The organism is Acidovorax sp. FG60 (assembly GCF_057808995.1).
Window position 1 is genome coordinate 1 of record NZ_JBMDJC010000032.1, and the last position, 13,201, is coordinate 13,201.

11 protein-coding genes and 1 pseudogene are annotated in these 13,201 nt (G+C 64.2%); 4 read left to right on the top strand and 8 right to left on the bottom strand.

All coding sequences use genetic code 11. From position 1 onward, the window contains the following. The 3 genes from ACODS0_RS26475 to ACODS0_RS26485 all read right to left on the bottom strand — a co-directional run. Positions 1–2,035, bottom strand: a 2,035-nt coding sequence (locus tag ACODS0_RS26475; RefSeq protein WP_488838173.1) for a PAS domain-containing protein, incomplete at its 3' end; no start/stop codon positions are given. A gap of 160 nt (positions 2,036–2,195) precedes the next feature. Then, a complete protein-coding gene (locus tag ACODS0_RS26480) occupies positions 2,196–5,135 on the bottom strand; it encodes an aconitate hydratase (RefSeq protein WP_488838175.1) in 2,940 nt (979 codons plus the stop codon). Between the two features lie 215 nt (positions 5,136–5,350). Then, positions 5,351–5,758, bottom strand: coding sequence for a hypothetical protein (locus ACODS0_RS26485; RefSeq protein ID WP_121422602.1), 408 nt, complete (start codon positions 5,756–5,758; stop codon positions 5,351–5,353). 114 nt (positions 5,759–5,872) lie between these two features. Between ACODS0_RS26485 and ACODS0_RS26490 the strand changes: the two genes are divergently transcribed. Next, positions 5,873–6,754: a helix-turn-helix domain-containing protein gene (locus ACODS0_RS26490; RefSeq protein ID WP_121508796.1), complete on the top strand. Its 882-nt coding sequence runs from the start codon at positions 5,873–5,875 to the stop codon at positions 6,752–6,754. Positions 6,755–7,030: 276 nt separating this feature from the next. On the opposite strand, the gene ACODS0_RS26495 is transcribed toward ACODS0_RS26490, so the two are convergent. From ACODS0_RS26495 to ACODS0_RS26505, 3 genes and pseudogenes are all read right to left on the bottom strand, one after another. After that, positions 7,031–7,333 (bottom strand): H-NS histone family protein, encoded by a 303-nt coding sequence (locus ACODS0_RS26495; RefSeq protein WP_055393525.1) that lies wholly within the window; start codon positions 7,331–7,333, stop codon positions 7,031–7,033. Beyond that, on the bottom strand, positions 7,330–7,722 hold the full coding sequence (locus ACODS0_RS26500) for a hypothetical protein (RefSeq protein WP_488838177.1): 393 nt from the start codon (positions 7,720–7,722) through the stop codon (positions 7,330–7,332). Before ACODS0_RS26500 ends, ACODS0_RS26495 begins: the two co-directional genes overlap by 4 nt. A 174-nt stretch (positions 7,723–7,896) precedes the next feature. Further along, positions 7,897–8,115 (bottom strand): annotated as a pseudogene (locus tag ACODS0_RS26505) (hypothetical protein); the annotation flags it as partial. A gap of 113 nt (positions 8,116–8,228) precedes the next feature. Here ACODS0_RS26505 and ACODS0_RS26510 point away from each other — a divergent pair. Then, the gene (locus tag ACODS0_RS26510) at positions 8,229–9,071 is read left to right on the top strand and encodes a symmetrical bis(5'-nucleosyl)-tetraphosphatase (protein ID WP_488838179.1); all 843 of its coding nucleotides are present in this window, start codon (positions 8,229–8,231) and stop codon (positions 9,069–9,071) included. 16 nt (positions 9,072–9,087) lie between these two features. Here the strand turns inward: ACODS0_RS26510 and ACODS0_RS26515 are convergent, their stop codons facing one another. Further along, the gene (locus tag ACODS0_RS26515; RefSeq protein ID WP_121507258.1) at positions 9,088–10,134 is read right to left on the bottom strand and encodes an FAD:protein FMN transferase; all 1,047 of its coding nucleotides are present in this window, start codon (positions 10,132–10,134) and stop codon (positions 9,088–9,090) included. An 11-nt stretch (positions 10,135–10,145) separates the two neighbouring features. Further along, positions 10,146–10,556 carry a c-type cytochrome gene (locus ACODS0_RS26520; protein ID WP_057229607.1) on the bottom strand — a complete coding sequence of 137 codons (411 nt, stop codon included), beginning with the start codon at positions 10,554–10,556 and terminating at the stop codon, positions 10,146–10,148. A gap of 239 nt (positions 10,557–10,795) precedes the next feature. On the opposite strand from ACODS0_RS26520, the gene ACODS0_RS26525 reads away from it, so the two are divergent. Together ACODS0_RS26525 and nosZ are read left to right on the top strand one after the other, a co-directional pair. Then, a complete protein-coding gene (locus ACODS0_RS26525) occupies positions 10,796–11,152 on the top strand; it encodes a hypothetical protein (RefSeq protein WP_488838182.1) in 357 nt (118 codons plus the stop codon). Between the two features lie 21 nt (positions 11,153–11,173). Beyond that, positions 11,174–13,099 (top strand): TAT-dependent nitrous-oxide reductase, encoded by a 1,926-nt coding sequence (nosZ, locus tag ACODS0_RS26530; protein WP_488838184.1) that lies wholly within the window; start codon positions 11,174–11,176, stop codon positions 13,097–13,099. Positions 13,100–13,201 lie beyond the last annotated feature (102 nt).

A 13,201-nucleotide genomic window follows, 5' to 3' on the forward strand; every position in this document is an offset into this window, starting at 1 on the left:
GGCGGTCCAGCAGCAGGCGGCGGTTGGGCAGGCCTGTGAGGGCGTCGAAGAAGGCGAGGCGCTCGATTTCTTGTTCTGCGCGCTTGCGGTCTGTGATGTCGCGGCACACCCCCAGCACCCCCGTCACCCGGCCGGTCAGGTCACGGATGGGGGTCTTGATGGTCTCGAACTGGCCTCGGTAGCCATCTTCGGCAAAGGTCAGTGTTTCTTCGTAAACCAGCGGCTGCCAGGCCTGCATGGCGCGTTGGTCGTATTTGCGAAAGCGCTCAGCCTCGGCGGGGGCCACCAGGTCAAAATCGTTGCAGCCCACGATCTGCCGCTCCGACCTGCCCGCAAATCGCTCGAACACCGGATTGACGGACAGGTACACGCCGCTGGCATCCTTCAAGAACACCATGTCAGGCATGGCGTTGACCACGCGGGCCAGATGGGCCTTCTGGTCGGCCAGCTCGGCCTCCACGCGCTTGAGCCCGGTCAGATCGTAGGCAAACAGCACAACGGCAGGCACGCCTTGCTCGGTAACGCTCTCGGGCGCGATGGTGGTGTGGCGAACCTGCAGGCCGTCAGGCCCGTCCATGCGGTTCTCGAACACGGCCGTCTCGCCCGCAAAGGCCTTGGCGAAATGGGGTTGCATGCGGGCGAAAACATCGGCCGGGATCACCTCCTGCAGCAGGCGGTCTTGCAGCTCCTCGGGCTTGCGGTAGAGCCAGCTGGCCTGCTGCGCATTGACATACAAGACGCGCAGATCCCGGTCCAAGCGCGCCACACCGCCGGGCACCTGGCGCAGCATGTTGGCCATCAGGGCTTCGTGGGCATGCGCAGCCTCCTCGGCCAGGCGGTGGGCCGTGATGTCGGTCTGTACACCATCCCACAGCACACGCCCGTCGTCGAGCAGACGGGGCGATGAACTCAGGTGCATCCAGCGTATCTGGCCATCGGTGCGGCGCACGCGAAAAACGGCCTCCATGCTGGTCATGGTCAGAAAAGACTGCCGCTCGGCCTGTCGCAGGCGGTCGATGTCTTCGGGCAACACCTGGCGATACAACACCCGGAAATCGGCCATGACCTCTTGCACCGTCACCCCATTGAGCCGCTCGATCGCATCGCCCATGTGCACAAAGTGTGAGCTGCCATCCAGCTCGCGCACCACCTGGAACAACACGCTGTGGGGCAGGTTGCGCCCAAGCAGCGACAGACGCCCTTCACTCTCGCGCAGGCGCCGCTCGGCCTCCTGCACACGGGCGAACGGCGCCCGTATGCCCGCATCAAAAACGGCCTGGTACAACAACGCATACGCCAAAACCCGCAGACCGTGCGCCAACGGCCCCCCGATGGACGAATGCCCACCCATCAGGCCCACCACCAGCTCCCCCCCCAGAAAGGCCACGGCTGCCCAGGCAAACACCCGTTCGCGCCGGCCCGGATTGCGGTGGAGCCATACTGCGGCTACGCCCAGCGCCACCACGAGCACAAAGGCCAGGTATTGCCGCAATGACCCGCCCGCTGCAGCGGCAAACCAGCCCGGCAGGGGCCCCATGGCCGAGCCCACCAGCAGCAGCGCCACCACACCCGAGGCGGCCAGCCAGACCTTGGCCGGGCCGGGCATTGCCAGCCGCGCGGCTGTGAGCAGCAGGGTGACGACTTCGACCACCCGCGCCCAGCTGCTCAGCCACAGTGAGATGTGGGCCGTGCCCGATGGCATGTGCACGGGCGTGGAATGTGCCAGCACGCCGTGCAGAAAATTGCACACCGCCGCGACACCAAAGCCTGCCACCAGCACATTGGCCCGGGCCTGCTCGGACGGGTCCAGTGTGTGCAGGGATACCGATACCACCAGCAACCCCAACAGCACTGCCACCAGTTCCATAAATGGCTCCAGGCCGTGCTGGGAACCCGCCCCCGGCCCCAGCATCTGGGCCACTGGCACGATCACCAGCGTCAATGCTGCGACCACCAGCACCACCGTCAGGGCGGGCGCATCCGCCCACGGTGAACGCGCAGGCGGGGTGCGGGTGGGAGAGGACGACAGCGGCATGGTCTGGAGTGTTTCTACCGGGTTCTACATAGCGTCACAAGTGTATCGACGAGTAAGGCGCGGGGGTGCGTGTTTCCCCCCACCATCGGGCTCCATGCAAAACGGGGCCGAAGCCCCGTTGCCGACGATGCCGGTGCCCTGCACCGCCGACAGGGCAGTGTCACCCCTGCAACAACTGGCGCAGCACAAACGGCAGGATGCCGCCGGCCTGGTAGTAGTCCACCTCGATGGGCGTGTCGATGCGCAGCGTGACGGTGACTTCCTGGCGCGAGCCGTCCGCGCGGCGGATGACCAGTTGCGCGTCGCTTTGTGGCGTGAGCGCCGGGTCGGGCACCACATCGATCAGCTCATTGCCCGTGAGGCCCAGCGTCTCCCACGATTCGCCCGCCTTGAACTGCAGCGGCAGCACCCCCATGCCCACCAGGTTGGAGCGGTGAATGCGCTCAAAACTGCGCGCCACCACGGCCTTGATGCCGAGCAGCTGCGTGCCCTTGGCGGCCCAGTCGCGGCTGGAGCCGGTGCCGTATTCCTCGCCCGCAAAGATCACCGTGGGCGTCTTTTGCGCCATGTACTGCATGGCGGCATCGAAGATGAACATCTTCTCGCCCTGCAGCGCGCCTTCGTTCTGGAACACCGTCACCCCACCCTCTTCGCGCGAGCCGTCGGCAGTGGGCGGGATCATGAGGTTCTTGATGCGCACGTTGGCAAAGGTGCCGCGCACCATCACGTCGTGGTTGCCCCGGCGCGCGCCGTAGCTGTTGAAGTCAGCCTTTTGAACGCCATGCTGCCGCAGCCACTGGCCAGCGGGTGAGCTTTCCTTGATGGAGCCTGCGGGCGAGATGTGGTCAGTGGTGATGGAGTCGCCAAACAGCGCCATGATGCGGGCACCGATCACCGATGGAAGTTTGGCATCATTTTGGCCTCCAGCGCTTGATGGATCTGCGTTAACAGCTCCTTTTTCAAGAGCAAACTGTGCAAAAAACGGAGGCTCTGCAATGTAGGTGCTGGCGGGCCAGGTGTAGGCGGTGCCGCTCACGCCCTTGATCTTTTCCCACAGCTTGCCAGGGTCGGTGGCCACCTTGGCGTAGTTCTCGCGGAAGGCCTTGCCGTTCATGGCGAACTTGAGCAGGGCGTGCACCTCTTCGCTGCTGGGCCAGATGTCGCCCAGGTAGATGTCCTTGCCACCCTTGCCCTTGCCCACCGGCTCGGTCATCAGGTCCTTGAGCACCGTGCCGGCGATGGCATAGGCCACCACCAGCGGCGGACTGGCCAGGAAGTTGGCCTTGAGGTTGGGATGGATGCGCGCCTCGAAGTTGCGGTTGCCCGACAGCACCGCGGCACACACCAGGTCGTTGCTGGTGATGGCCTCGTTCAGCTCGGGCGTGAGGTCGCCCGCATTGCCGATACAGGTGGTGCAGCCGTAACCCGCCAGCGCAAAGCCCAGCTTTTCCAGGTAAGGGAGCAAGCCGGTCTGCGTGAGGTATTCGGTGACGATGCGCGAGCCAGGGGCGAGCGAGGTCTTGATGTGCGGCTTGACCTTGAGCCCCGCCTCCACTGCCTTCTTGGCCAAGAGGCCTGCGGCCAGCAGCACGCTGGGGTTGCTGGTATTGGTACAGCTGGTGATGGCGGCAATCAGCACGTCGCCGTTGCCCACGGTCACGTCACCCGTGCGGCTGGCTTGCTGGGCGGGGACTTCGGCATGCGCGGCCGCCAGCGTGGGCTTGTTCTGCTCCATCTCCACGATGAATCGCGGTGCACCCGATGGCGCTGGCACCTCTGCCGGAGCGCCCACATCGACAGGAGCATCACTGGCCCGGACATGGTGGCGCGTGTGCAGCAGCTCGGCCGGGCGGTTGAAACCATTTTGTGCATTGGGCTTGCTGAACAGGTCGGCAAACTGGCTGCAGACCTTGCCCAGCTCGATGCGGTCTTGCGGGCGCTTGGGGCCAGCCAGGCTGGGGGTGACGCTGCCAAGGTCGAGCTTCACCACCTGCGAATAGTCCACCTCGCCCGCCAGCGGCACGCCAAACAGGCCCTGGGCCTTGAAGTAGGCCTCAAACGCTTCGATCTCGGCCTTGGTGCGGCCCGTGCCCTTGAAGTAGTCGATGGTCTTTTCGTCCACCGGGAAGAACCCCATGGTCGCGCCGTATTCGGGTGCCATGTTGCCGATGGTGGCCCGATCGGGCAACGCCAGGGTGCGCGTGCCTTCACCAAAAAACTCCACGAACTTGCCCACCACCTTGTGCTGGCGCAGCAGTTCGGTCACCGTGAGCACCAGGTCGGTGGCGGTCACGCCCTCGCGCAGCTGGCCCGTCATCTCAAAGCCCACGACGTCGGGCGTGAGGAAGTACACCGGCTGGCCCAGCATGGCGGCCTCGGCCTCGATGCCGCCCACGCCCCAGCCCACCACGCCAATGCCGTTGATCATGGTGGTGTGGCTGTCGGTGCCCACGAGGGTGTCGGGGTAGTACACACCGTCCTTGCGCTTGTGCACGCCGCGCGCCAGGTATTCGAGGTTGACCTGGTGCACGATGCCAAAGCCCGGCGGCACCACGCCAAACGTGTCGAAGGCCTGCATGCCCCACTTCATGAACTCGTAGCGCTCGCGGTTGCGCTGGAATTCGAGCTTCATGTTCAGGTCGAGCGAATTCTTCTTGCCGTAGTGGTCGACCATGATGGAGTGGTCCACCACCAGGTCCACGGGCACCAGCGGCTCGATCTTCTTGGGGTTATTGCCCAGTTTCACGGCCACGCTGCGCATGGCGGCCAAGTCGGCCAAGAGCGGCACGCCGGTGAAGTCCTGCAGCACCACGCGGGAGACGACAAACGGAATCTCGTCCGTACGCGCGGCATTGGGCGCCCAGTGCGCAAGCTGTTGCACATGCTCGGCGGTCACCTTGCGGCCATCGCAATTGCGCAGCACCGATTCGAGCACGATGCGGATCGACACGGGCAAGCGCTGGATCTGGGGGAACTGCTTGGCCAGCGCGGGCAGCGAGTAGAACTGGCCTTCTTTGCCAGACGCTGTCTTGAAACTCTTGAGGGTGTTGGCAAACGCGTGGCGGGCGGGCTTGGGCGACAACTTGCGTGATACGGCCATGGCAAACTCCTGTGAAAGGCAACAAAGCCTATTCTGGCAGTCCTGCATGGCGGTGCAATCGTGGGGCTATGCAAACGCGGCCCCCAACCCTGTGCGGCGTGGTCGGGTCGCCCGATCCACGCCACCCGTGCCCGATATCGGCATAAAAAATGCCCCTGGCGCTTGATGGACAAGCGCAAGCAGCTATATTTTCAGGAGCACACAACCGATCTCCATCACGCCGCAGCCCAGGTTGGCAGGCGGCGCACGCCAAACCACTGCAGCTCGGCCAGCATGGCCACCGAGACCACATGCACCAGCAAATAGGCCTGGCCCAGCAAGGTGGGCGTGAGCGTGGAGCCCAGCAGCAGCAACAGGCTGGCCAACGCCCAGGCCAAGTTGCCCACGATCAGCACCCACAGCCAGCCACGCGGCATGGGCTCAGACCGGGCAATCGCTATGGCCAGGGCGGCATAGCCCAGCAGCATGGCGCCCGTCACCTGCAGCAGCCCGGGCGGCAGGCCCAGCCACTCGGCCAGGGGCGCTGTCAGCAGCAGGTGCAGGGCGCCGAGCAGAACCCCCGTGGAGGCATCGAACCAGACCACGGCACGCAGGAATCGGGGGGAGGACATCAGCTTGAACATGGAAAGCTCCTTGGTTGAGGAAGAAAGAAGGCTCCATCGTTCCCGCCCTGGCGCACCGCGTCGATGACCTGCCAGGTAATGGCCCGTGTGCGGTTAGCGCCTAGGATGGCGGCCATGACCTCCACCGCACCGTCCTCTCACCGCTCTCCGCGCCATCCTTTGCCGCACCGCGTGGCACCGGCGGGGCCCACCTCGTTTGGCGACCACCTGCGCACCTGGCGCCAGCAGCGGCACCTGAGCCAGCTGGAGCTGGCCGACGAGGCGGACATCTCCACGCGCCATGTGAGCTTCATGGAAACCGGCCGCACCAACCCCAGCCGCGACATGGTGCTGCGCCTGTGCGAGCGCCTGGCCATTCCACTGCGTGAGCGCAACGCCCTGCTGGTGGCCGCCGGCTACGCCCCCATGTACCGCGAACGCGCGCTGGACGACCCTGCGCTGGCCGCGGCGCGCCAGGCGGTGGAACTGGTGCTCAAGGGCCACGAACCCTGCCCCGCCATTGCCCTCGACCGCTGCTGGAACGTGGTGGCCACCAACCGCGCCGCGCTGGCCCTGCTGTCTGCCCACGTCAGTCCCGAACTGCTGGCGCCACCTGTCAACGTGTTCCGGCTGAGCCTGCACCCCCAGGGGCTTGCGCCGCGCATCGCCAATCTGGCGCAGTGGCGGGCGCACCTGTTTGAACGCCTGCGCCAGCAGATACAGGCCACGGCCGACCCGGCACTGATCGCACTGCAGGCAGAACTGCTGCAATATCCCGCCCCGCCGGAATCCGATGCCCTGGTACTGGCAGGTGAAATGCTGGGCGTGGTAATGCCGTTCTGCTTTGAAAGCGTGCATGGAATGCTCTCCCTCATCAGCACCACCACGATATTCGGAACGCCGGTGGATGTGACATTGCAGGAACTGGCTGTGGAATCCTTCTTTCCGGCGGACGATTTCACGGCACAGGTATTGCGCAAGATTGCTCAGGAAAACCCCGGGGTTGCAGAAGGCTGAACGTAATGCCTGTGCACTGTCAGGGTGCAATCAATGCGCGCAGTTCAAAATTAAAACGATGACCATCCGATTCACCAAATGGCTCCACAAAGCGCATTGCGCTGCCGATAAATCGCAGACACTGCGCACGAAGTTACCGCACATGCATTTCCTGTTCTTCGCACAGTGCGTACAGTTGTCGAGGCGCCACCCGCCTGAGCACCTTTTGTCCTGGCCAAGAGTAGCCCATTAAAAAAGCCCGCATCAGCGGGCTTTTTTAATGCAGGGCAAAGACCCTTAAATCACAAACTTTTCGCGGTTTTCGTTTTGAATCCACTTGGGAGCCTTGCCACGGCCTGTCCAGGTTTCGCCGGTGGCGGGGTTGCGGTACTTGGGCGCCACCTTGGTGCCGGCCGTAGAACTGCGACCTGTCTTGCCAGACGCCTTGCCGGTGGGGAACACGTCCTGGGCAGTCAGCCCATATTCGGCCACCAGTGAACGGACCTGCGACACAGCGTCCGACAGTTCCCGGCGCCGGGCTTCACTGATTTGTTGCTCAAGGGCTTCGCGCTGCTTCAACAGTTCTTTGTAGCTGGTCATGGTGTCTGGATTTTGGATAAGGGTGAAGACACGCGAATTATAAGAATAATGTGCCTTTTTTGTGCAACCACTTTCAGAATTTCATTAAAAATTCTTGGCATTAACCCCCAACACCCATTGATGCATGGTTTGCGTCTGGCTGAACAACCGGGGTATTGATGCTTGCTGGAGGCGATCGGGGTTCCGTCTTCTGGCTGGGGCAATACGTTGTCGATACGATTGCATTCCAGCGCCAGCACCTCAAATACCCAGCCCATGCACCGAATGCGGTCGCCCACTTCCATCAAATGCCCCGTTTCTTCCCTCAAACGGGCCGCCCGCGTGTTATAGCGACCACGGCCCTCACCCGGTAAATTGCGAATATCCAGGCGCGCCTTGAGTTCCGACACCGGTATCCAGGGATGACCTGCATAACTCCCCGCGGTCTGTGATAGCGCGGCCTCGGGCGGTTCGCTGCGTTGCTTTTCTTGCCAATAGCTGGGCTATTGGCAAGAAAAGACGCCTTGCGTCCCATCCCGATCCGCACTACCACCGCCTCGCGAGGGTTATGCAGGACATCCCCAGCCATCCAACAGCCAGCCTCCGTCATCGCGCTGCGGGGCCCAGGCATCGAGGCCCCCCGGGCTGCAATTCAACGGGAATGGCTTTCAGTAAATGGCGCGGGTCATGATGCATTGCGCCACACCATATTCATCGCCCACAACCACCATGCGCCCAGAACGGGCCCGTAACTGCTCCAGCAACTCCACCCCATTGAGGGTTTCGGGCAGAAATTTCGCCGCCCGTCCATGCGTACACAGCGCGTCCTCGGCCTCAATGACCAGCTCCGGCACATGCTGAGCAAGGTCGGCGACGCGATCAGCCGAAAATCCGTGCTTCACTCATAAAGATCACCATGGCGCTTTACTGTATCGGCGACATCCAGGGCTGCGACGCCGCGCTGGGCCGCCTGCTGGACACCATCGACTTTTCCCCTAGCCGCGACACGGTCTACTTGCTGGGTGACCTCGTCAACCGAGGGCCCGACTCGGCCGCCGTGCTGCGCCGCTGCATGCGCCATGGCGACGCCATCCGATGCCTGCTGGGCAATCACGACCTGCACCTGCTGGCCGCCGCACACGGTGCGCGCAAGCCCTCGCGGCGCGACACGCTGGGCACGGTGCTGGACGCTCCCGACCGCGATGTGCTGCTCGACTGGGTGCGCCAGCAGCCCCTGGCCCGCACCCACATGCATGCGGGGCAAACGCTGCTGATGGTTCATGCCGGTGTGCTGCCCACCTGGACGGTCGCAGAGACTCTCGCGTACGCGGACGAAGTACACGCAGCATTGCGCAGCCCCGACCTGGCCGGTTTTCTGCACACGATGTACGGCAACACACCCGACCACTGGCACAACGACCTGGTCGGCGCCGACCGCCTGCGGGTGATCGTGAACACACTCACCCGGCTGCGCTTTTGCTCGGCCGACGGCGTGATGGATTTTGAAAGCACCGAAAGCGCCAGCGCCGCCCCACCCGGCCTCATGCCCTGGTTCGACGTGCCAGGGCGGCGCACAGCGGACACGCTGATGGCCTTCGGTCACTGGTCCACGCTGGGCTGGCTCAACCGCAGCGATCTGCTCGGACTGGACACGGGCTGCGTGTGGGGCGGCTGCCTGAGCGCCGTGCGTTTTGGCGCGACGCTGGCCGAGCGTGAGCTGCTGCAGGTGCATTGCGAGCAGGCACAGGCCCCGGGCTGAATAAACCGCAGCAGGTTCAGGACGGCACTGGCTCCAGCAACGCCGACATGGCGGTGGACTGCCAGACACCACCGTCCTGCCCGGCGATCAGCACGGCCAGCCCCGGCATGCGCTGCGCCAGTGCCCTGCCCGCCTGCGGGCCCTGCACCATCAGCGCGGCGCCCAGTCCGTTGACAGCCGCCACGTCGCGCGCCACCAGGCTCACGCCATGCACGCCCGATGCCGGGCGCCCTGTTCGCGGATTGAGCACATGGTGCTGGCGCTGGCCTTGGTGGAAGAAGAAGCGTTCATAGTCGCCCGACGAGGCCACCACACCGGCGCCCGCCACGGCCACCACACCCAGCAGACGCTCGGGAGACCGTGGGTCGCGCAGCCCCACACGCCAGGGCCTGCCTTGCCACAGCCCGTGGGTCATCACGTCGCCACCGCCGTTGATCATGGCGTTCTCGACACCCTCGGAGCGCAACGTGTTCATGCCGGCTTCCAGGATCGGTAGTTTGGCGATGCCGCCCAGGTCCAGCGCCATGCCCTGGCGGGCCAGGAAGGCAGTGCCTGCTGCCACGTCCAGCACCAGGCCGCGCGCATCCACCAGCGGCAGTTGCCGCGCGATCTCGCTGGCGCCGGGCACCACCTTTTCGCCAGGGCCAAAGTTCCAGGACTTGAAAGCCCCCACGGTCACATCAAAGGCCCCACGGCTTGTTGCCGACACACGCTGCGCGCTCTGCAGCACCGCCATGACCTCGGCCGGAACCATCACTGGCGTCACGCCCGCTGCCAGGTTGATGCGACTGACCACGCTGCGTGGCTGGTAGCGGCTCATGAGCGCCTCCAGCCTCTGCATCTCTGCATAGGCCCGGTCCATGGCGCGGCGCAGCTGCGGGCCATCAACGCCCTCCACCGCCATATCCACCTGCGTTCCCATCAGGGGACGCGAGCTGCGTTCAGACACCACCCGTGCGCCCGCTGACGCGCCACCACCCCAGACCGCACCACCCAGCAAGGGCAATGCCATCACCATGCGACGGCGCGACAGACCCTGAGGGGGCAGAGAAGCTTGCTGCATGGCGCCTCCGCTCAGAGCGACTTGTCGGCCATGTAATCCACGGCGGCCTTGACCTCAGCGTCGGTCAGATTGGCGGAGCCCCCCTTGGCAGGCATCATGCCCTTCGCCCCGGTAAAGCCCTCGATCGCGTGCTTGTACATCGTGTCCTTGCCCTGGGCAATGCGCGGGCCCCAGTCGGCCTTGTCGCCCGGCTTGGGGGCACCGGCCACGCCAGCCGCATGGCACATGGCGCAAGTCTTGCCAAACACGCTCTTGCCCAGTTCATTTTCTGCGGCAGCCGGAGCGGCGGGGGCCACTGCGGGCGCTGGGGCCGTCACCGCAGCGGGTGCAGCAGCCGGTGTGGGCTCCGACTTCTTGTCGCCACAACCGGCCAGCAGTGCGGCCAAGATCGCTACGGCGACCATCACGGTTTTCTTTTGCATCGCATACATCCTGTTCTTGGGGGTTTAAAAATATCTGAGAGGGCCTGTGGCTGCGCGAGAAATGCGACGAAATGCGTCCAGCACCTGGCCCGAAAAACCCCTACGGGCATTGCACAGGCACCGCTTCAGACTGGTGCATTGACTGTAGGTGCAAGAGGCACTTTTGGGCAGATGCGAGCGCCGCCAAAGCATGATCCAGATCAAATTGATTCATATTATGTGAATCTATTATCCGTGCCATGCAAAGCCATCACAACCTGCGAACACTGCGCCTTTGGGTGCTGGCGTGGTTTGTCATGGCGCTGGCTGCTGCGGTGGCTTCACCGCTGGTAGTGCCGCGAAGCATGGAGCTGGTCTGCTCCGGCACAGGCAGCGCCAAGCTGGTGGTGAAGACCGCTGAGGGCCTGGTAGCGGCAGACGCCACGGGCCTCGATTGCCCTGTGTGCCTCGCGGCCGACACGCCACCCACCACCCATCTCGCAGCGGCAACCACTGCTGCAGCCCCCACCTTCCAGCCCCGTTTTCACACACCACTTTTTCCACGCACAGGGGTGGCGTTCAGCCCCCCTGCACGCGCACCACCCCTTTTCAACTGAGCGATCCCAAAGAGGAAAACCATGACCGAGAGAAAAGACAGTCCCCTTCCCGCTGCTGGCCTGGGCCGACGCAGCTTCATCAACACGGCGGCCCTGGTCGGGCTGACTGCAGGCGTCGCCGCATGCAACGAAAAGCCCAGCGCTGCAACGCCTGCGGCCCCCGCCCCTGCAGCACCTGCGGCCAGCCATGCCGCCGCTGGCGCCAACGTGCACCTCAAGCCCGGCGAGCTGGACACCTACTACGGCCTCTGGAGCGGCGGCCACACGGGCGACATGCGCGTCCTGGGCCTGCCCTCGGGCCGCGAGATCACCCGCATCCCCTGCTTTGTGCCCGACGCCCTGGTGGGCTGGGGCATCACGAACGAATCCAAGGCAATCATGGGCACCAAGGCCGATGGCAGCCTGAAGTACACGGTGGCCGACACCCACCACACACATGCCTCGTACAAGGACGGCAACTACGACGGCCGCTACGCCTGGATCAACGACAAGATCAACAGCCGCATCGCGCGCATACGCCTCGACTACTTCGTGTGCGACAAGATCACCGAGCTGCCCAACGTGCAGGGCTTTCACGGCATCTTCCCGGACAAGGCCGACCCGGTGGACCCTGCCATCAACTACACCACGCGCGTGTTCTGCGGCGGTGAGTTCGCCATCCCCCTGCCCAACACGGGCACGGAAGACTCGGGCAAATACCGTTCGATGTTCAGCTGCGTCGATGCAGAAACGATGGAAGTGCGCTGGCAAGTGCTGATCGACGGCAACTGCGACCTGGTCGCCACGTCATACGACGGCAAGCTGGCCGCCACCAACCAGTACAACGTGGAGATGGGTGCCAAGTACGAGGACATGATGTCCGCCGAACGCGATGCCTGTCTGTTCTTCAACGTGGGCCGCATCGAGGCTGCCGTGAAGGCTGGCAAGTTCAAGACCATCGGCACCAGCAAGGTGCCCGTGGTGGACGGCACGCATGAGGCCAACAAGGACCCCAAGACAGCACTCACTGCCTACGTTTCAGTGCCCAAGAACCCCCACGGCGTGAACGCCAGCCCCGATGGCAAATACTTCATCTGCGCCGGCAAGCTGTCGCCCACCGGCACCGTGATCGAGCTGGCCAAGGTGCTGGACTATTTCGAAGGCAAGCTCGAAAAGCTGGACTCCGCCATCGTGGCCGAGGTGGAGCTTGGCCTGGGCCCGCTGCACACCGCCTTCGACGGCCGTGGCAATGCCTACACCACCCTGTTCCTGGACAGCCAGGTCGTAAAGTGGAACGTGGAGGCCGCCATCAAGTTCCACGCGGGCGACAAGACCGCTAAGTACGTGGTGGACCGCCTCGATGTGCAATACCAGCCGGGCCACTTGAACGCCTCGCAGTCCGAGACCAAGGCCGCCGACGGCAAGTACCTGGCCGTGGGCTGCAAGTTCTCCAAGGACCGCTTCCTGCCCGTGGGCCCGCTGCACCCCGAGAACGAACAGCTCATCGACATTTCGGGCGAGAAGATGGTGCTGCTGGCCGACCACCCCGTGCGCGGCGAGCCCCATGACTTCATCATTTTCAAGCGCGACCTGGTGCGCCCCAAGCAGGTCTATACGCTCGACGAGTTCCCGCTGGCGGTCAAGGACCCCAAGGAGTCCGGCGTGTTCCGCAGCGGCAAGAAGGTCACCGTGAAGATGACCTCGCAAGCCCCGGCCTTCAGCCTGCGCGAGTTCAAGCTCAAGAAGGGTGACGAGGTCACGCTGATCCTGACCAACCTGGACAAGATCGAAGACCTGACGCACGGCTTTGCGATCCCGAACTACAACGTGAACTTCATCGTGAACCCGCTGGAGACCAAGTCGGTGAGCTTCGTGGCCGACAAGCCCGGTGTGTTCTGGTGCTACTGCACGCACTTCTGCCATGCGCTGCATTTGGAAATGCGCACTCGGATGATCGTGGAAGCTTGACAAAGCGATCCCCCTGAGGCGCTGCGCGCCTTCCCCCTTCTCTCGAATCGCTGCGCGATTCGGGAAGGGGGACGATGCACTCGCTGCGGGGCGGCCCTTGCT

Coding starts and splice junctions, on each gene's coding strand:
- ACODS0_RS26490 (WP_121508796.1), top strand. CDS start 5,873: ATGACCTCCACCGCACCGTCCTCTCACCGCTCTCCGCGCCATCCTTTG.
- ACODS0_RS26510 (WP_488838179.1), top strand. CDS start 8,229: ATGGCGCTTTACTGTATCGGCGACATCCAGGGCTGCGACGCCGCGCTG.
- ACODS0_RS26515 (WP_121507258.1), bottom strand. CDS start 10,134: ATGCAGCAAGCTTCTCTGCCCCCTCAGGGTCTGTCGCGCCGTCGCATG.
- ACODS0_RS26520 (WP_057229607.1), bottom strand. CDS start 10,556: ATGCAAAAGAAAACCGTGATGGTCGCCGTAGCGATCTTGGCCGCACTG.
- ACODS0_RS26525 (WP_488838182.1), top strand. CDS start 10,796: ATGCAAAGCCATCACAACCTGCGAACACTGCGCCTTTGGGTGCTGGCG.
- nosZ (WP_488838184.1), top strand. CDS start 11,174: ATGACCGAGAGAAAAGACAGTCCCCTTCCCGCTGCTGGCCTGGGCCGA.
- ACODS0_RS26485 (WP_121422602.1), bottom strand. CDS start 5,758: ATGTTCAAGCTGATGTCCTCCCCCCGATTCCTGCGTGCCGTGGTCTGG.
- ACODS0_RS26480 (WP_488838175.1), bottom strand. CDS start 5,135: ATGGCCGTATCACGCAAGTTGTCGCCCAAGCCCGCCCGCCACGCGTTT.
- ACODS0_RS26495 (WP_055393525.1), bottom strand. CDS start 7,333: ATGACCAGCTACAAAGAACTGTTGAAGCAGCGCGAAGCCCTTGAGCAA.